This is a genomic window from Brevibacterium sp. S22 (genome assembly GCF_004745485.1).
Classification (GTDB): Bacteria; Actinomycetota; Actinomycetes; order Actinomycetales; family Brevibacteriaceae; genus Brevibacterium.
This window is the reverse complement of record NZ_RHFG01000011.1, coordinates 40,995-59,416: the sequence shown is the minus strand read 5'-3', so window position 1 is coordinate 59,416 and position 18,422 is coordinate 40,995. Positions and strand designations below refer to the sequence as shown.

Genomic DNA, 18,422 nt, shown 5'->3' with positions numbered 1-18,422 from the left:
ACGGGTCTGGTATTCCGGCTCCGCCTCAGCCCTCGCCGACCTCCGCAAACCGCGCAAAGTACGCCAGCGCCTCAAACGAATCCACAGCATCCGGATTCGCCACCTTCTCCAGAGAGTGCCCCTGGATGAGCCGCTTCACCGGCACCTCAAGCTTCTTCCCCGTGCGAGTATGAGGAATAGCAGGGACCGCGATGATGTCATCGGGCACATGCCGCGGAGACGCCTTCGACCGCAGCTCCCCAGCAATCCTTGACCGCAGACCAGCATCCAACGAAACCCCAGACGCCAACACCACGAACAGCGGCATCCAGTACCCGCCGTCCGGCTGCTCGGCGCCGATGACCAAGGATTCGGCCACCTCGGGGATGCCGTCGACGACGTCGTAGATATCGGCGCTGCCCAGGCGCACGCCCTGTCGGTTGAGGGTGGCATCCGAGCGGCCGGAGATGACCACGCTGCCGTGGTCGGTGATCGTGATCCAGTCGCCGTGGCGCCAGACCCCGGGGAACATCGAGAAGTACGTCTCCCGGTAGCGCTCACCGTCGGGATCGTTCCAGAACTTCACCGGCATCGACGGCATCGGCTCGGTGATGACCATCTCCCCGACCTCGTCGACCAGCGGCTGAGCGTCATCGTCCCACGACTCCAACGCCACGCCGAGGACGGGCCGTGAGAGTTCACCAGCCCATATCGGACAGTTCGGAGCGGACCCGGCGAAGCCGCTGACGACGTCCGTGCCGCCGCTCGTCGAGGCCAGCTGCACGCGCTCGCCGACAGCATCGCGCACCCACGGGAAACAGTGGGCGGGCACCGGGGCACCCGTGGCGCCGATCGTCCGCAGCGCGGAGAGGTCGAACTCCTTGCCGGGCTCAATCCCAGCCTTCATCCCGGCCAGGAAGATCCCAGGACTGACCCCGATCACATTGGCCTTGGTATCCGCGGCGATCTCCCACAGCCTGCCCGGCCCCGGATAGAGAGGGCTGCCGTCGAAGCACACCGTGGTCGCACCGCCCACCAGCGCCGAGGCGACGAGGTTCCACATCATCCAGTTCGTATTCGTGTACCAGAAGAACCGGTCACCCGGCCGGATGTCGAGGTGGAGACCCAGCAGGCGCAGGTGATCGATGACGACGCCTCCGTGGCTGTGCACGATCCCCTTGGGAATCCCCGTCGTGCCAGAGGAGTACAGCACCCACAGCGGGGTATCGAAATCGACGCGCGCGAACTCGGGCTCCGTATCCCCGGAGGCGACATCATCCCAGGTGGCGAGGTTCGTGATCTGACCTTGTTCATCGATGAATTCCTCGCCGAGGTTGCCCATCCCGACCACGGCCCGCAGGCTCGGCATCCGGTTGGCCAAGTCCGCGACTTGGTCGCGGCGGTCGAAGGCCTGACCGTTCCACAGGTAGCCGTCGGCGGCGAAGAGCACTGTCGGTTCGAGCTGGCCGAGCTTCGTCGCGGCACCTTCGGCGGCGTAGTCCTGGGCACAGGCGGACCAGACGGCTCCGATAGAGGCGGTGGCGAGGAAGGCGATGAGCGAGTGGTGAGTGTTCGGCAGGTAGCCGACGACGCGGTCGCCCTGACCGACGCCTTGATCGCGCAGCCAGGCGGCAACGGATCCGACTTGACGGCGCAGTTCACGCCAGGTGATCTCGGTGCTCTCGCCGGACTCTTTGATAGTAATAATCGCCGGTTCGTTCGCGAGATTGTCATCGAGGGCGGCCCGCAGGGCGTGCTCGGCGTAATTGAGGCGAGTGCCGGGGAACCAGGTGGCACCGGGCATCGATCGGTCGGCGAGGACTTCGGTGTACGGTTCATCGGCGATGACGTCGAAGAAGTCCCAGATCGCGCCCCAGAACCCGTCGAGGTCGTTGACCGACCAGCGCCACAGATCGTCGTAGCTGGCCATGGTCTTACCGGTGCGCTCGTTCGCGAAGTCGATGAAGTCAAGGATCTGCGGACGCGGGGTCTGGTCGGGGTCAGGAAGCCAGATCGGTTCAGCGGTCAATTCTTCTCCTCAGCACTTCGGCGGGCGGCAACGGGCGCAGTCTTCATCAGTCGAAACGAGGCGTACTCGTTCTGCAGTGGAGACGTTGAGTCCACCTTACGCTTGAGCGTCCTGCCGAATGGATGCAATCGCCCTCCCGGCGGAGTGCGTGCTGGGTGCAACGGGCTTCCGGCTCCGGGATCATTGTTTTTCGTAATTTTCGTAACTAGAATAATGTTACGTAGTTGGGGGTAGGAGTGATCATGATCGAATCGGATGCTGTCGCAGTGTCGGCAGAAGACAGCGCCGAGGACGGCAAACTGGCTGCTGTCGTTGATTTCATTGCACACAAGCAACGACGCGAAGACGGGGTTTCGGGCCGCTACTACTTGTCCGGAGCTGACGGGACTGACCGGGTGGAGCTGACAGAGGAGCTGTTCGACGTGCTGAAGCGTGCCGCAGAAGGGCTTCGTAAAGGGCAATCGGTCAGCCTGCTCCGGCGTGATCAAGAGATCACTACCCAGCAGGCAGCTGATCTGCTTGGGCTCAGTCGTCCTACTATCGTCAAACTCATCGATGCAGGCGAACTCGAAGCCAACGTTCCTGGTTCGGTTCGACGGAAACTGCGGTTGGCTGATGTTGTGGCTTACCGGGACCAGCTTCATATCGAGCGATCGGATTTCATCTCTGAGAGCTCCTATGAATACCAAAACGTCGACGAAGGAGAGAGCGCGGAAGCCCTGTCCGAGATTCGACAGGAACGCAGGAATCATCTGAGCTGAGAGGCCGCCCGCGTGTACAAAGCCGTCTTGGACACCTGCGTACTCGTCCCCGGTATGCAGAGGGACTTCCTCCTGCAACTTGCGGCAGAAAATGCTTATACGCCCCATTGGAGCTCCGGTGTCCTCAACGAGCTGATCGATGTGCTCAACCGAATCGACGAGAAGAAGAATCGTTCTATGAGTGGCGAAAGGCATGCGGCCCTCTTGCACCGGATGAGTGTGGCGTTCCCTGGAGCTGAGATCCTAGCACCGCGTGATCGGGAATACGGATACGGGCTGCGGGACCCTGATGACGAACATGTCTTACACGCAGCACTGATGAGCGGAGCGGATGCGATAGTCACCGACGACCAGCGAGCTGGTTTGCTCGACTCGGACATCGTTCGTGAGGCTTCAATTGAGATTCTCACCGGAGACGAGTTCATGACAAACACGGCCTATGCACATCGTGACCAAGCGGTGATGGCAGTACTCACTCTGTTCCGCCGGAGACGAAACCCTCCTGTGGAGAGTCCTGCCGCGTTCCTCGCTCATCTCTGCCGTTCTGCGGAATTGGCAGAGCTGTATGACCTTCTGATTGACGATCTGACCGAGTAGCCGCAGGACTCGTTTTGGAGCCGTGCCGCAGAATACAACTGCGTCGCTGAGTATTCTCAGCGGCGCAGTCGATAGGTAAGTGGGTTCGGTCTCAGGTCTCAGCCCCAGACGCCCCGCGTATCGTGGACGATCTTCTGCGTGAGCAGGGTCCGGTCGATGCGGGTGAATTCGTTGTGGTCAACGAGCAGCAGCACGATATCGGCAGCGCGAATGGCTTCGTTCACCTCAGTGAGCGTGACGTTCTCGCACTCTTCGAGTTCCGAAGGCAGGTTGTCGATGTTCGGCTCGACCGCCATGATGTTCGCGTTGGGGAGCGCATCGGCGAGCTGTCCAACGATCTGCCGGGCCGGGCTCTCGCGCAGGTCGTCGATGTTCGGCTTGAACGCCAGACCAAGTGCCGCGATCTGCACATCCTGGATCCGACGTGCCTGAGGGAGGAGCTTGTCGAGCACGTAGCCTGGCTTCGAATCGTTGACCTCACGCGCTGTGCGGATCAGTGAAGACTGCTCGGGCGCGGTGGAGACGATGAACCACGGGTCGACGGCGATGCAGTGGCCGCCCACTCCGGGGCCAGGCTGCAGGATGTTGACGCGAGGGTGGTGGTTGGCGAGCTTGATGAGCTCCCACACGTTGATGTCGAGCCCGTCGGAGATCACCGACAGTTCGTTCGCGAAGGCGATATTCACGTCGCGGTAGGCGTTCTCGGTCAGCTTCGCCATCTCCGCGGTACGAGCATCGGTCATGAGGAACTCGCCCTCGCAGAACAGCTCATAGAGATCGCGGGCACGTTCGCCGGCATTGCCGTTGAGGGTGCCGACGATGCGATCGTTGGTCCGCAGCTCGATCATGATCCGGCCGGGCAGCACGCGCTCAGGGCAGTGCGCGAAGTAGACGGTCTGTGCGCTGCCGGGTTTGAGCGTGAGATCCGGGCGTTCCTTGATGATCGTCTCGGCCAGGAACTCCGTTGCTCCGGGAGGCGAAGTCGATTCGAGAATGATGAGCTCATTGCCCTCGAGCAGGGGTGCAATCTGCTTACCCGCAGTCTCGATGTAAGACAGGTCCGGTTCGTGCCCGTCCTTGAACGGCGTCGGCACGGCGACGATGTAATTGTCCGCGTGCGGAGTCTCGGTCGTGGCTCGCAGGTAGCCCTGAGAGACGACACCGGCCACCGTTGTCGCCATATCCGGCTCCACAAAGGGAACTTTGCCGGCGTTGATCGTGGCCACGGCATCGGCGTTGATGTCGACACCGACGACCTCTGCGCCCGAACTGGCCAGAACAGCTGCGGTCGGAAGACCGATATAACCGAGGCCGACGACAGCGACGGAAGGGCGTTGAGAGGTGGCGGTGGGCGGCATGTGTGCGATGCTCCAAACTCGAGATGAACGACTACTGATGTTACCCGAGAGCTTCTCGAGGCAACCTGACCACAATGACTCACGAAATGACCGCTGACGTGACTTCATCATCAACTTTGAGTGAATGCGCTGTGAAGGTCTTCTGATTCGGTCAGCGAAGGTGGGTTCGTCATGATGAGATGAATGGAGACGGTATGTCCAAGTTCAGCAGAACTTCATACCATTATCTTCATCGGTATTTGATGCGAGAACCCTGCCTCGCCGAGGCGGCCCCCGTGGTTCTCCCGACCAGGAGTTCGTGCGTGACCCCCACTGTCCTCACCGTTTTCGGCACCAGGCCGGAAGCCATCAAGGTGGCCCCTCTCATCCGGGCGATCGAATCGAGCGCGACCCTGCACTCCCGCACCGTCGTCACCGCCCAGCATCGTGAGATGCTCGACCAGGTCAACGATCTGTTCGGAATCGTCCCGAACGTGGACCTCAACATCATGTCCCAGGGGCAGACACTCAACGGGATCGCCTCCCGTGTCATCGGTGAACTCGACTCCGTGCTGGAAGACGAGGCACCCGACGCAGTGCTCGTCCAAGGCGATACGACCACAGTCATGGGCGCCTCCATCGCCGCCTTCAACCGCGGCATCCCGGTCATCCACCTCGAGGCCGGACTGCGCTCGGGGAACCTGCTCAGCCCCTTCCCCGAGGAAGCCAACCGGAAGCTGACCAGCCAGATCTCCGCACTCCACCTGGCCCCGACCGCACGGTCACGTGACAACCTGCTGGCCGAGAGCATCAATCCGGCCGACGTCGTCGTCACCGGAAACACCGTCATCGACGCCCTCCACATCGCCGTCGACATGAACGTGGCCCCGGCCGACCCGATCGTCGCCGACTATGTCGCCTCCGACCGCCCGAAACTGCTCGTGACGACCCACCGTCGGGAGAACCTCGGCTCGTCCATGGAGAACATCGGAGACGCGCTGGCCCAGCTCGCCGCTGCCCGACCAGAACTGCTCATCCTGCTCCCTGCCCACCGCAACCCGCTCGTGCGCGAAGCCGTTCTGCCCCGAGTCGAGAAGTTCGACAACGTGCTCGTCACCGAACCGCTGTCCTACGGCGAATTCACCACGGTCATGGCCGCCTCGGACGTCGTCCTCACCGACTCCGGCGGCATCCAGGAAGAAGCCCCCAGCCTCGGCAAACCCGTCCTCGTCATGCGCGAGAACACCGAACGCCCCGAGGCGGTCACCGCCGGTTCGGTCAAACTCGTCGGCACCGACACCACCGTGATCGTCACCGAAGTCTCCCGACTCTTCGACGACGCGCTCGCCTACGAAGCCATGGCCAAAGCCGTCAACCCCTACGGTGACGGACGAGCCGCCGCCCGGTCGGTCGCAGCCATCGAATCGCTGCTCGGCGTCGGCGACCGCATAGCGGAATTCGCCCCAGACGTCGCCTTCGCCGACTGACGGCGACGATCGTGGCAGTTCAAACGCGCACCGTGATGGTGACCCGCATGGGTGTGGGCATCTTCGACCCCGTCTGGTGGCGAACCCGACTCGGACTCTTCAGCAGCATCACCGCCGCCAGCGTGGCCGCGATGGGCAACCGAGACCTGGTGTGGGCCATCCTGCTCGACTCGGACCTGCCGCCGGACATCCTCGGCGATGTCCACGACGTCATCGACGCCCACGGACTCACCGACACGGTTCGCTTCCACTTCGTCCCGGATCACTCCCGCCTCGGCGACACCGTGCGCGCGGCACTCAAGGCGGAGACGCACCCGAAGCGTCCCCTCCACGCCCAGCTGCTCGATGACGACGATGCGATCTCGGCCCGATTGCACGACGCCCACCTCGAGGCCTTCGAACCGGATGTTGCCGGGGCGCAGGTAGCCACGACCGCGAAAGGCGTCGGCATCGACGCACCGCGCGGCAACCGAGGCGAGCTGATCTACCCCAGCCACGTCCCGAACTCGACCTTCTTCGGTTCAGCGACCGACGTCGGCGACCTCATGCTCTCCTCCCACCGGAAATGGCTGACCACCGCGGTTCAGCGCGGGGGACTGGCCCACCGAGTCGAGACCGACACCGATGACTGGCTCTACCTCTACCATCGGCAAGGCGACGGGGACTACGACTCGCGGATCGCCCAATTCGGCGACTCCATGCGCCCGCTCACCCAAACGGATCTCAAACCGTTCGGCATCGACCTCGAAGCGTTCCAAGCCAGCGTCGTCGAACACGAAGCAACCCCGGAGACGATGGGTCTGACGTGGCGTCGCACCCAGCCGCAGCAGTACGCTCTGCTCGATCTGCACCGTCGGACGCGTATGCTCAAGCAGAAGTGCATCCGCATCAACTCCGACATCTTCGGACAGAGCGAACCGTTCTTCTACCTGCGTTCGCCCCTGCCGGGCAAAGCGCGGAAAGCCGGCGCCACCGAATTCATCGGAGTCGGCACACCCGGCAGCCGCATCGAACTCTGGTTGAAGGGCAAAAACGACTTCAAGCACATGGGATCGGCAGAATGCGCCGAGGACGGCAGCTGGTCGATCCGTCAGAACTTCCGAGCGTCGAAATGGTCGGTCGAACTGCGTCAGTTTTCCGGCGACACCGCGGCCAATACGCTCCCGTTCCGCCTCACCATCACCTGAGGGTTCTCAGCTGCCGACGACGTCCTTGAGGATCGTGCCCAACAGGGCACGCTTCGGCGGAACATGGCCTTCACCGGCATCGACGAGGTGGGACTCCACCTGGTGATCGTCCGGCAGCGCATCGAAGAACGGCGCATAGTGGTGCTCCAAATGATCGCTGTCGCCGGAGTTCTGCACATAGAGAACCGAATTGGACACGGGACGACGGTAGAGCTTGATGACATCGGTGCACACCGGCAGCTCGTCGACGGGCAGTCCGTCCCACGCATAGTTGAGGTACCGGTTGACGATGACCGGCACATAGTTGCGGATCGTCGTCTGCGGGTTGACCGGAACAGCGATCGACCCGGGAAAGTGCGTGGAGTAATAGAGAGAGGCGAATCCTCCACCGGAAGCACCGAAGAAGACGAGCCGACGATCCGGACTGTCGAATCTGGAGATGATCTCAGTCAATGCGTCCTGCAGCTTCGGCTGCCGACTGCTGCCGGCGTACCAGCCGAGCTTGATTCGGGAATCGACGTAGAGAGAAGGGTCGCTGATGAACAGACGATTCGCAGCGACGTCTTCGGAGAACGTGGCCCCGGAGAACACCGGGTATCGACGCACCGCCTTCGTGATCGCGGCATGGAAGAAGACGACGGTGGTGTCGAATCCGCGATCGTCGTAACGCAGATCGATGGGGACGTCATCGAGCATGATCGTGTACGTCGTCGAGGCGCCCGGCTGGGGCCCGGTGAACGCCGCCACCGATTCGGCGTGGTGGTGCCCCTCCTCGGGGATGGTGCGTTCGATCATCTCTTCAGCTCCTCGGGTCGTTCTCAGCGCGACTCTGCGCCGGGTGCATTGTCATCTGAGCGGCTGTCGGCGTCACGCAGTTCGTGAACTGCCTGCAGCACTTGGGACAGTGATTCCTTCTGCGCGCGTTCGAGCCCTGCCCGATAGAGCAGCGCCAACGCCTCGATCCTCAGTGCAGACGTGTCGAATATCGTCGTCTCCTGCGAGGCGATCGCCTCGGCGAACCAGCGACGGACCAGGGTTCTGTTCGCCCGGATCCGATTGTGGATCTCGTCGATGGAGCCGCGGACCGTGGACAGCGCCGCGTCGACTTCGTCGCGCACTGCCGAGATGCTGCGGTCATCCAGACGCACGGCGCAGTCGGGAAATTTGAGCAGCTCGAACAGCCCGGGCATCTTGTGTCCGTGCGTCTCCGAATACACGCCCACGGTCGGCACCGCCTGAGACGAGGCGAGGATGACCGAATGGAAGCGTGACGTCACCAAAGCACCAAGGCGGCCGAGCTCGTCGACGAACGACCGGAACCCAGTCGGATCGATGAGTTCGACCCAGTCCGAACCGGCGACCTCGGTGAGATGATCGGCGACCGCCGTGGAGATTCCCCGGTCGGCTCGGGTCTGGACGATGACCTTCACCTTTCCTCCATCGGCCAGATGGGCTTCGGCCACCGAGGTGAAGAGTTGGAACGCCTGAGAGCTGCGGAACTGCGAGTCTCGGAGTTTGTTCTGCACGAATGCCGAACGGCGTGACCCTGGTCGGATCCCCATGTCCTCGGGCCGCAAGACGATGCCAAGGGCATCCTCGTCGCGGTTCTCTTCCTCTTGAGCCCGAAGTCCCGGCACGAAGAAGCCGGGATCCAGGAGAACCGGAAGCTCCTGACCGAGGTCGGGCGACTCGAGTCTCCGGGACTCGAGATCACGGTAAGCTGCTGCGTCGACGCCCTGGTGGAGGAACTCCTCGAGCGCGGTCCCGAACGATGTGCGGAACGGGCCGACGGTCGACGGCAGCAGGAGGACTGGTTTCTTCAGCGACTGCGCGGCCAGTGCGGGGAGGATCCTCCACACGAGGTCGATGAGGTTCTCTCCGGTCGCCGACTCGAAGAGATGCTCGCCGGCGTTGAGGACGACGAGGTCGACATCGGCCATACCGACATCTTCGGCGAACCGGTGCGGATGAGCGACATAGTCGATGAGCAGTTCGACCTCGTCACGGCCACCGCGTGCACGGCCGTCAGAGGGAACGATCAGCTGCTTCATGCCCTTGAGGGTGAAGCCCGCCTGCCTGCGGAACTGGTCCGAAGGAGCGAGGAGAACAGCCGTCGAGCCTTCGATGTCGACCTCGGCCCGGCGCATCAGTTCGAGGGCACCGGCATTGATGGCTAGGTCGCCCCAGTTCGAGGCGACATGCCCGTAGAACAGCATCGTCCGTGTCATGACGTCAGCCTAGCGAGCGCCGATCCCATGACCGCACCGACCGCCGACCAACTGCGCTCCGATTCCGTCCATGCGGCCGCGGCCTCCACCCGTGACAGCGTCGCGGAAGGATCCTCGATGGCTGCGCTGATCGCCTCGGCGAGAGCCTCGACGTCACCGCTGGGCACAACGAGACCGCGCTCGCCGTATCCGGCGATCTCCGCCAGGGCCGGGACGTCGGAGACGATGACGGACTTCTTCGCTGCCATCGCCTCGAAAGGTTTGAGCGGTGAGACCGCGCGGGTCGCCGGGGTGAGCAGGCGCGGATAGGCGCAGACATCGATGACCGAATAGAGCTCGGCGACCTCGTCATGGGAGACGCGCCCGGTGAAGACGATGGTCGATTCGTCGAGGCCGAGATCGGCTGCCAGCGACCGGATCCGGGACGACTCTGCGCCGTCTCCGACGAGCAGTGCGCGCACCAGGACTCCGCGGCTGCGGACGAGAGCGATGGCGCGAACGAGGATGTCGAGACCCTCGTAGCCGACGAACGTGCCGATGTATCCGATGATCGGGTCGTGGGCGCTCCAATCGAATCGCGAGATCACCTGCGGGTTCTTCTCTGCAGACGCGAACTCGGCCGTATCGACGGCATTGGGCATGATGCCGATCGGGCGTCGAGTGTGCACTCTGTCGCTGATGATGTCGCGCATCGCCTCGGTGATGGTGAGGACTTCGTCGCAATGCTCCAACACTGCGTTCTCCAGCACCACGGTGCGTGCACGACGGCCCTCCATCCGGGCGGTGTTCGCGGCCTCGTAGACGAGTTCCCACATGCCCGAGACCTCGTAGACGACGGGCAGGCCGAAGCGTTTGGCTGCGATGAGCCCCGGCAGAGCCGAAACATAGGTCGAACGCAGATGGACGGCCGACGGTCGTTCCCCGCGGATCACCTCGGCGAAATGGTCGATGGCCTCACACATGTACGCGAACTCACCATCGGCGCGGGCGGAATCGCTGCCCAGGCGAAGGTAGCGGATCCCGTCGTGAACCACCTCGGCGGTGGCCCCCGGTTCCAACGAGTTCGCTGCCTCGGGAAAGCCCGGGCGGGTGAGAGCGATGACCTCGAAGCCGCCTGCGGCGATGGTCTTGAGGACGCTGTGTGCGCGAACCGCGTAGCCGCCGCTCTGGTCCGGTGCGCTCGCGTGGAGGATGGTGAGGATCCTCCCGGGCACGGGCTCGAACGGCACCGAGGTGTTCTCGGACACGGATTCTAGCTCGCGCAGCATCGCCGAGGCGGCTGCCGACTCGCTGATGAGAGGTCGGTCCGCGGCGGATGCGGTCGCGGAATCGGCAGTGTCGGCGACCTCGTCGAAGCGTCCCGTTCCGAAGAGAGCACGGATGCGTCGCGCGCGGTAGACCTTCCCGCGGTCGGAGGGCGGCACGGTATCGACGAGAGCCATGGCCTCAGCAAAGAAGCCGGCGGCCAGAAGGTGTCCGGTCAGAATATTGCGAACCGGAGCGTTCTGCCGTCGCGTTCCCCGGAACCGTAGCAGCCGGGCGAACGCTCTGGTCGCAGAGGACAGGGGCAGCAGTCGGGATGATTCGATCCGAAGAGAGTCGACGACCGTGCGTACGTGTTTGGCCAGCACAGGTGACTCGACGATGGTCGTCAGCCCGAGGGCGGCTCCCAGCGCTTGGATATCGACATCCGTCGGTAGGACGAGGTCCGAGCTCGGTCCGGCGTCGAGCAGTTCGGAGCCGCGGATCGAGATGATCGTCTGCTGTCCTGATCGGTTCGGTGTGAGCAGAACGGCTCGAGCTCGGTCGAGGAGGGGCCGACCCACCGAGTCAGAGGTCGACAGTGCTGCCGCGACAGACTCGGCGACGAGGATCGGTACGACGGGCAGGATCGCGAGGGTCTCAAGCACCGGTGTCAGCGCTTGGCGTGCGAACTCAGTCGAGGCAATGCGGATGCAGACGACATCGTGCTGAATGCCGACGGGGGTGTCATCGAGGGCGCAGACAAGTTCGGCGAGCCAGTCTGTATCCGCACCGAGAGAGCGGGTGACGGAACGCAGCTCGTGCTCAGCCGCCGGCTCCGCATCCGACCCTGTTGACTCGAGCGTGGTCGTTCCGTCAGCTGAGATGGTCAGGTCGAAGGATCGGCGGGCGCCCTCACCGAAGTCGCTGTTCGGAGCATCCTGCATGAGGGACTCCAGCCGTCTCCTCTGCCATGGCTTCGCCCCAGTTGCGATCGCCTGATCAGCCAGCAGACGTGCCAGCTGGGCACGGCCGTTGCTGGCCAACAGGTCAGCGACGAACCGCGATCGCAGCGATGAACCTTCGGCCACCGCAGTGTGGAAGAGAATCCGGCAGACCGTTGCCGAAGACGTCAGACCGTTGAGTACTGAGCTGATCTTCCGCGCGGCCGTCTCCAGGTCATCGGAATGCTCGGACAGCAGTCGAGCGGCAGCTGCGATGCCGTCGACAATCGGATTCTCAGCGGGGACGCGGTCGGTTCGGCTGCTCTCACTCAAGGATTCGACGGCAGGAACGGACTCCAACACAGGTTCAGGTGCTGGTTCACGGGTGTCGACTTCGATCCGTTCACTCATCCGCGGCCTCGCTGACGATAGCGTTGACGGCCGCGGCGGTGGCGGCTTTGGACAGTGGATTGTGACCGCCGCGGACGTCGGAATACAGCGATACATCAAAACAGGATCGTTCACCGGACTGAGCGGGCAGAGCGTCGACAAGCGCGGGCAGCTGCGCGAGGGCATCGTTCTCGCTGGCGGCATTGAGCAGGCAGCGAGTTCGGGGGATATGCCCGAACTCGGCGAAGGCGTGAGCGGTCGACGTCCTGTCCGGGAAGTTCTCCGCCGTCTCTTCTGGAGTCGCACCCTCATAGATCTGGCGGGCGATCGTTGTGACGTACACCGGGATGTACTTCGTCCAGTCGATCTGCGGGTTGTTCACCAAGGCACGGCTGCCCTCGTCGCGGGCGGCTGCTTGGAGAGCCTGGAAGCCTCCCGCGCTGGTCCCGAAATACAGGCGAGCAGCCGACGGAACCTCGAGACACTCCGCGACGAAACGGGCCGTCTGGGCCATCGCGGGCAGCGCAAAGCGGCCGGGAGCACCTTGCCCCCACCCGATGCTGATCTGATTGTCCGTGCGCAGCGTCGGATCGGAGATGAAGAGGACATCGGCGTCGAAGTCGTCGACCCAGGTCCGCCGTTGGAAGATCTCCTGCGGATCCTTCCCCGGTGTCCTCCGGACTGCTCCGTTGAAGGCGATGACGAGACGGCCGGTCGGCTCGACCCGTGACCACAGGAGCGCGGGAACCGTCACCGTTCCGGCGTGGAAATCGAAGCGTTGGAAGAGACCGGGGCGTCGCTCGATGCGGTCTCCGGGCAGCAATGTGCCCAGTCGCTCGAATGGGGGCTCTTCGCTGAGTGCGGCATCAGACATGTGTGACGGCATGGAGTTCGGCGAGCTCGGCGTCCTTCCACGACGTCTTGCCGTAGAACCGCGTGAGTCGACGGATGAGGCTCTTGCACTCATCGATATCCTCTTCGGCGGCGAACGCGAGCTTCTGGACGAACCATCCTTTGACGAAGGGTTCGAGCCGTTTGGCGTTGTAGTCCTCGAGCAGACCGACCTCGCGCAGCCACGCAGACCTGTCCTCTTCCAGGGGCAGGTACTTCTCGTAGAAGCGCGGGCCGATGGCATTGACCGTCGAGTTCGTCACCGCCGCATAGTAGGTGTGGATCGGTGTCGACGTCAGCCCGATCCGGCGGGCGTGGAAGAGCATCTGCTGGAAGAAGTAGGAATCCTGTCCCACGGCGCCGATCGGCTGATAGATGCCGAGGCTCTTCAGCCACTGCGTGTCTGCCACGAGCGCCTGGATGCTCATCGGCTGGAACTTCACTCGAGAGAGCGCATTGTCTTCGAGCACGCCGTCGTCGCCGACGACCGGTCGCAGGATGCCCGCGTTCTTGATCATGATCCGGTTGTGCTTGAACCGCATCATATTGCCGATGGCGAAGTCGTATCCGTGCTCTTCGACCATCTCGAGCAGCAGCGCATAACCGTCGTTCGTCTGCTCGTTGTCCGGATCAAGGTAGGTCACGTACGGGGTGCGGGTGAGTTCGAGCCCCTTGTTGCGTGGACGTGAGGCGCTGCCCGAACCACCGGCCGGGAACCGGTGGACTCGAACGTTCGGGTAGGCACGGTCAAGTTCGTCGAGGATCGCAGGCGTTTCGATGTCGGTGGACCCATCGTCGACGAGGAGGATTTCGCAGCGATCGAAGATCGACGACCGGCGGAGGGATTCGAAGCACTTGAACTTCAGGTGCGGACCGTTGTTGTACACGGGAACGACCACACTGATCTCGGGCTCGGCCGCGAAGTCGATCGTCTCGACCCGCTCGAGGACGAGGTCCGAGGCGATCGTCAGCGTTGTTCGCTCAGGCCCGACACCGTCACTGAGGCGGCTTCCGGCCGGGCGCCACGTGGCGGTGATGTGCTGGTCGGAGTCGACCGGATCGACGAATTCGTAGAGAGACTCGGTCGTATCGATAGGCAGAATCCGGACCTCGTCGACGTCGGTGAAGCGGAATGCATTCACCGCGTCCTGCACGAGGTGAGGACCGAAATCGGAATGCCCGGTCAGATCGATGACGACGTCGCCGTCGGCTCCGGCGACACGGTCTGAGCCGTTTGGAAGAGCTGCCATCGGACCCGCATAAGACTGTGTCCGGCGGAAGACTTCGAAGTCCGATTCGGCCAGTCCGGTGACGTAGACCGTGTGATCGGGGGAACCGGAATCCAGCCCCATCTCCTCGGCGATCGTGTCGATGCGGTCGAATGCGGTGTTGGCGGTGAAAGCGGCGCGGATTCCAGCCACCTGTGCCTGCCGGATGCTTCGCTGTGTCAGTGCACGGTACGTCTGCTCCATGTCGAGAGCGGAGTCGGGCATACACACCTGCGGATAGAGGGAGTTCACTCCCGCGTTGTAGTTCGAGACGATGAACGTGCCCATGGCCTGCAGTTCGATGATCCGGTTGGCATACATCGACTGGGAGTTCACGACGGAGTTGAGGTTGATGCCCACAGGAAGGAGACGCTGCAGGTCGAGCAGGGTCTCGTGATCGATCGGCCCGTGCAGATGCGGCAGGTACCGCTCAGGGAAGAGATAGCGTTCAGCCTTCGCGAACTTCTCCGTGTCGAGCTCGAGGTTGCGGTCGACGATCGTGAGATCGGCTCCGGCCGACAGCAGACCGTCGAAGATCCGCTGGGCGGATGACTTCCTCTCCGGGTACTTGTGCTCGAACCAGGATCCGGCGAAGACGAACTCGCGGCCGGAGTGGCGCATGCTTCCGAGCGGATGGTGGTGGACGAAGTTCACTGCGAAAGGCAGCACAGTCACCGGCACTCGATTGTGGAGGTACTCGCGGTATCGGGGAACGCATTCGACGGCGCTGGTGAACACGTGGTCGGCGAATTTCGCCAGGGGGGCGAACTGTTCGTAGTTCGGTGGATCCTCCTTCGAATAGAAGGCGATCGGGATCTCGTTCGCACGGGCGAAGGGAACGACCTGCGACTCGAGGATCTGACGTGCCGGGGAACCGGACAGGGCGACATTGAACCATTCGTCAGCGAGGCCGCGCCAGGCTGAGGTGATGAGCAGCAGGTCGATGTCCGCCATGTCCTGCTCATAGGTTACGGGACTGATCGGCACCACATGAGCCGCGTCCTTGAGCGAGTCGAAGAGGAACCGGTCGGCGATTATTCCGATGCGCAGCTTCCGTCGAGGATCCCAATGCTGCCCCGAAGTCGTGGGCAGCTGCTGAGCCTTTTCGACGAGGGCTGAGATCTTGGCTTCGACGGGAGCGGCGAAGGAGCGGTGGCGATCGAGGTATTCCTCACGCGACTCGGCCAGATCGATGTAGGGGTGCCGTCCGAGCAGACCGTCGATGAAGTAGTCCGACTGCGTGTGCACACCGAGCGACTTCTGGCGAGTGCGGGTTGCTTTCAGTTCTTTGATGCGGGCGTCAAGAGAGGCCTGCCGCTTCTTGATATCGGCTTCCTTCATCGCTGACCGCCCTTCGTCTGCCGGGGGGTCCCGCCCTGAGGACGGCGCAGGCGCCAGTACGCGCGCTGGACCTGCATGGCCTTGGAGCCCAGCAGCCGTTCGAGGCGTTCGTTGACCGAGGCGAGTTTCGCATCCCGCTTCGCGACTTCGTTCTTCAGCCGCGCAATTTCGTTCTCGCGCTTGTTGATTCCGCCGAGCAGCTTCGACTCGCGGTCGTAGGCGCTGATGAGTTCCTTGGCGAGTTCGGCATTGAGGGACGAAGTCTCATCAATGACACGAGAGATGTTCTCGCGGACGGCTCCGAGGTCCTCGGTTCCGGTCGTGGTGGTCTTCAAATGGGCTCCAGTTGTCCAACGTCCGCAATGGAACTTCTGGCCACCGGAAGGCATGGCGTTCCACTGCGAAATCTTCACAGCATGACCGCCACGCTACTGACCGGAGCAGACCGAAACCGCCCATTTCACCAACAGTTCACCTGGGGCATACGAAGAATTCCGCGGGCCGGTTGGTGCGGGTCATGGGGGCTTTCGAGCGAGCGTTGAAGAGCGGATCCTCAGAAGCAGTAGTGGTCCGGAGCGTATCCGAATGCGTGGACGTCTCCGTTGGCCAGCAGGTGACTGTCGTCGACGCTCCACGTGTGGGCATGGTCGCCGCGGACCTGGACGAAGTTGAACCTGTCTGCCGAGTAGATCCGGGCTCCGGAGCCGACGAGTCTCTGCTGGAGCTCCGTGTCTTCGCCGAGGGTGCGCTCCGCAAACGGGTTGTCCAGAAGTGTTGACCGATGGGTCATCAGAGTCGGTCCCATGACGAGATCGGTGAACCGATGCTCGCGTTCGGGGAAGCGGCAGATGACGATGTCGCGGCCCCGAATGTGCAGGTAGTGTGCCTGCTTGCCGACGAGATCGGCATTCGAATAGCGCAGGGCTGCAAGTTGGTCGCCCAGATAGTGCGCTCCGTACACATCATCGTCGTCCATCTTCGCGATGACTTCGCCGGAAGCCGCCTGAACTCCGCGATTGAGGCAGACTCCCAACGGCTGCGCAGCGTCGACCTCGACGATCTGCAGATGGTCGATCCCTGCTTCTGCGGCGCGTGCTCGCAGATCGGCAGGTGCCGCGAACCCGTGGGTCACCAACACGAGTTCCCTATCCGTGTGCAGCTGTTCGGCATGGGTCCGCAGAACCTCGCCGAGGTGGTCCGGCCGATTCGTGGAGACGACCGCTGACACCGACGTCGGGAACGGGCGCGCATAGTCCAGACCGAGCGTATCCATCACCGTCATGGCCCGATGCGTGTACGTGTGTTCGGCCCAGATGCGTCGTTGGGCAAGGTGAACGGTGCGGTCTCTCAGCTCAGGGCTGCGGACATAAGCGCGCAGAGTCCATTCCGCTTCCTCCTGAGTCTCGGGCTGAGGGACCTCGGACGTGGGGAAGAACTCGCGGGTCGCCGCGCTGGCAGTGGTGACGACGGGAGTGCCCGCGGCGCTGATCTCGAAGATCCTGCGGGCGCACATGCTGGGGGAGTCGGTGACGGAGTTGACGTTGAGGAAGACCTTGAAGTGCTTGTACGCCGTGAGCAGGTTCCGATAGGGCAGCGACCCGACCACTCGCCCGGCCAAGCTGCCGGGGAACTGATAACGCTCATCATTGCCGAGGAAACGGGAGAAGATCTCCAAGCCGTACTGCATCCTCGGCGATACGGCGTCAGCCGCTCCGAGCAGCAGGTCCATCTGTTCTCTGCGCTCTGGGTATTTGTGGGCGAAGTACATGCCGGCAAAGGCGATGTCCCTGGCCGCGGCATTCCGTGCAGGTTGTGAAGGATTGTGGATCGCGGGCTGTGCGGCAAACGGCAGGGCAGCGACTCTGTCATGTCCCAGCCTGGATCGATACTCGGGGATCAGCCTGACATCGCTGGTGAAGACGACGTCGAACATCCGCGCCAGCGGCAGAAAATCTTCGAAGTGCGGTGGATCCTCCTTGTTCCAGAAGACAGTCGGAATGCCTCGGCGACGGCACTCACTGAGCAGCTCGGTGATCTCTGAGCCGGGGCCGGACGGACTGGTGAGCTTGAACTTCCACTGCCCGTCGTTTCCACTCCAGGCCGATTCGACGAAGACGAAGTCGAGCCCGTCGAGTTCGGTCGCCCAGCTCGACGGCGACAGTCGTCTGATCGGCCACTCATAGCCGAAGCTCTCAGTCGAGAACTCGTCGAGGACGACTCCGACCAAGAGCTGGTCGAATACCGGCGTGCGGTGCGGCAACGGCAGGGGTGGGAACAGCTCCGCAAGGACCTCCGCCGAGAGGCTCCCGGTGGCGACTTCGGCGGATGCTTCTGCAGCACCTTGGACCACCGAGCGGCGACGCCGCCACTTCGCGACTTGTCTGACCCCGCCGTTGCGCAGATGCCACACAGCGGTCCTCAAAGTGCGAAGTGGTGTTCGTGGCACGGATCGAGTCCTCTCGAAGGGGGCAGACGGTGGAAAGCAGCGGTGCGAACAGCCGAAACGCTTGGCCAAGTGGCCTTGTGGGGCACCAGTACGAACGGAATGGAACCTGGCTGCAGGACGTGTTGAATGCAACCAATTCTTAGTGTTCGCGGCGTTCGTTCTGTATGAAACCTGTTAGGGCCAATAGTACAATCGGGAAGTCGAATGAGGCTCGGCGAGAGATGAAACCTCGCTTCGGAACTCGCCGTGACCGCCAGGAACTTCGGAAGAAAAGAGGACAGTGGGAAGCAATTCA

At 63.0% G+C, this 18,422-nt stretch carries 13 protein-coding genes; 4 read left to right on the top strand and 9 right to left on the bottom strand.

The window, feature by feature from the left end; genetic code table 11:
* Positions 1-25: 25 nt before the first annotated feature.
* The gene (locus EB835_RS10865; RefSeq protein ID WP_135809490.1) at positions 26-2,008 is read right to left on the bottom strand and encodes an acetoacetate--CoA ligase; all 1,983 of its coding nucleotides are present in this window, start codon (positions 2,006-2,008) and stop codon (positions 26-28) included.
* A 242-nt stretch (positions 2,009-2,250) separates the two neighbouring features.
* On the opposite strand from EB835_RS10865, the gene EB835_RS10860 reads away from it, so the two are divergent.
* Together EB835_RS10860 and EB835_RS10855 are read left to right on the top strand one after the other, a co-directional pair.
* A complete protein-coding gene (locus tag EB835_RS10860) occupies positions 2,251-2,769 on the top strand; it encodes an excisionase family DNA-binding protein (RefSeq protein ID WP_135809489.1) in 519 nt (172 codons plus the stop codon).
* A 12-nt stretch (positions 2,770-2,781) separates the two neighbouring features.
* Positions 2,782-3,366 (top strand): PIN domain-containing protein, encoded by a 585-nt coding sequence (locus EB835_RS10855; protein ID WP_135809488.1) that lies wholly within the window; start codon positions 2,782-2,784, stop codon positions 3,364-3,366.
* Positions 3,367-3,464: 98 nt separating this feature from the next.
* Here EB835_RS10855 and wecC read toward each other — a convergent pair whose 3' ends face one another.
* A complete protein-coding gene (gene wecC / locus EB835_RS10850) occupies positions 3,465-4,724 on the bottom strand; it encodes a UDP-N-acetyl-D-mannosamine dehydrogenase (RefSeq protein WP_062239335.1) in 1,260 nt (419 codons plus the stop codon).
* 302 nt (positions 4,725-5,026) lie between these two features.
* Here wecC and wecB point away from each other — a divergent pair, with 302 nt between their 5' ends.
* Together wecB and EB835_RS10840 are read left to right on the top strand one after the other, a co-directional pair.
* Positions 5,027-6,190: a non-hydrolyzing UDP-N-acetylglucosamine 2-epimerase gene (wecB, locus tag EB835_RS10845; protein WP_135809487.1), complete on the top strand. Its 1,164-nt coding sequence runs from the start codon at positions 5,027-5,029 to the stop codon at positions 6,188-6,190.
* Positions 6,191-6,201: 11 nt separating this feature from the next.
* Positions 6,202-7,377 carry a glycosyltransferase gene (locus EB835_RS10840; RefSeq protein ID WP_135809486.1) on the top strand — a complete coding sequence of 392 codons (1,176 nt, stop codon included), beginning with the start codon at positions 6,202-6,204 and terminating at the stop codon, positions 7,375-7,377.
* Between the two features lie 6 nt (positions 7,378-7,383).
* Here the strand turns inward: EB835_RS10840 and EB835_RS10835 are convergent, their stop codons facing one another.
* The 7 genes from EB835_RS10835 to EB835_RS10810 all read right to left on the bottom strand — a co-directional run bounded on the left by EB835_RS10835 (position 7,384) and on the right by EB835_RS10810 (position 18,127).
* The gene (locus EB835_RS10835) at positions 7,384-8,172 is read right to left on the bottom strand and encodes a hypothetical protein (protein WP_135809485.1); all 789 of its coding nucleotides are present in this window, start codon (positions 8,170-8,172) and stop codon (positions 7,384-7,386) included.
* Between the two features lie 23 nt (positions 8,173-8,195).
* A complete protein-coding gene (locus EB835_RS10830; RefSeq protein ID WP_135809484.1) occupies positions 8,196-9,605 on the bottom strand; it encodes a polysaccharide pyruvyl transferase family protein in 1,410 nt (469 codons plus the stop codon).
* Positions 9,602-12,202 carry a glycosyltransferase family 4 protein gene (locus tag EB835_RS10825; protein ID WP_168216711.1) on the bottom strand — a complete coding sequence of 867 codons (2,601 nt, stop codon included), beginning with the start codon at positions 12,200-12,202 and terminating at the stop codon, positions 9,602-9,604. Before EB835_RS10825 ends, EB835_RS10830 begins: the two co-directional genes overlap by 4 nt.
* Positions 12,195-13,055, bottom strand: a complete 861-nt coding sequence (locus EB835_RS20295; protein WP_168216710.1) for a hypothetical protein — start codon at positions 13,053-13,055, stop codon at positions 12,195-12,197. The genes EB835_RS10825 and EB835_RS20295 overlap by 8 nt, the downstream gene beginning before the upstream one ends.
* Complete coding sequence (locus tag EB835_RS10820; RefSeq protein WP_135809482.1) at positions 13,048-15,681, bottom strand: glycosyltransferase; 2,634 nt, start codon at positions 15,679-15,681, stop codon at positions 13,048-13,050. The genes EB835_RS20295 and EB835_RS10820 overlap by 8 nt, the downstream gene beginning before the upstream one ends.
* A complete protein-coding gene (locus EB835_RS10815) occupies positions 15,678-16,016 on the bottom strand; it encodes a hypothetical protein (RefSeq protein ID WP_135809481.1) in 339 nt (112 codons plus the stop codon). The genes EB835_RS10820 and EB835_RS10815 overlap by 4 nt, the downstream gene beginning before the upstream one ends.
* Positions 16,017-16,234: 218 nt before the next feature.
* Positions 16,235-18,127, bottom strand: a complete 1,893-nt coding sequence (locus tag EB835_RS10810) for a glycosyltransferase family protein (RefSeq protein WP_240688681.1) — start codon at positions 18,125-18,127, stop codon at positions 16,235-16,237.
* Positions 18,128-18,422 lie beyond the last annotated feature (295 nt).

Coding starts and splice junctions, on each gene's coding strand:
- EB835_RS10830 (WP_135809484.1), bottom strand. CDS start 9,605: ATGACACGGACGATGCTGTTCTACGGGCATGTCGCCTCGAACTGGGGC.
- EB835_RS10835 (WP_135809485.1), bottom strand. CDS start 8,172: ATGATCGAACGCACCATCCCCGAGGAGGGGCACCACCACGCCGAATCG.
- EB835_RS20295 (WP_168216710.1), bottom strand. CDS start 13,055: ATGTCTGATGCCGCACTCAGCGAAGAGCCCCCATTCGAGCGACTGGGC.
- EB835_RS10860 (WP_135809489.1), top strand. CDS start 2,251: ATGATCGAATCGGATGCTGTCGCAGTGTCGGCAGAAGACAGCGCCGAG.
- EB835_RS10820 (WP_135809482.1), bottom strand. CDS start 15,681: ATGAAGGAAGCCGATATCAAGAAGCGGCAGGCCTCTCTTGACGCCCGC.
- EB835_RS10825 (WP_168216711.1), bottom strand. CDS start 12,202: ATGAGTGAACGGATCGAAGTCGACACCCGTGAACCAGCACCTGAACCT.
- wecC (WP_062239335.1), bottom strand. CDS start 4,724: ATGCCGCCCACCGCCACCTCTCAACGCCCTTCCGTCGCTGTCGTCGGC.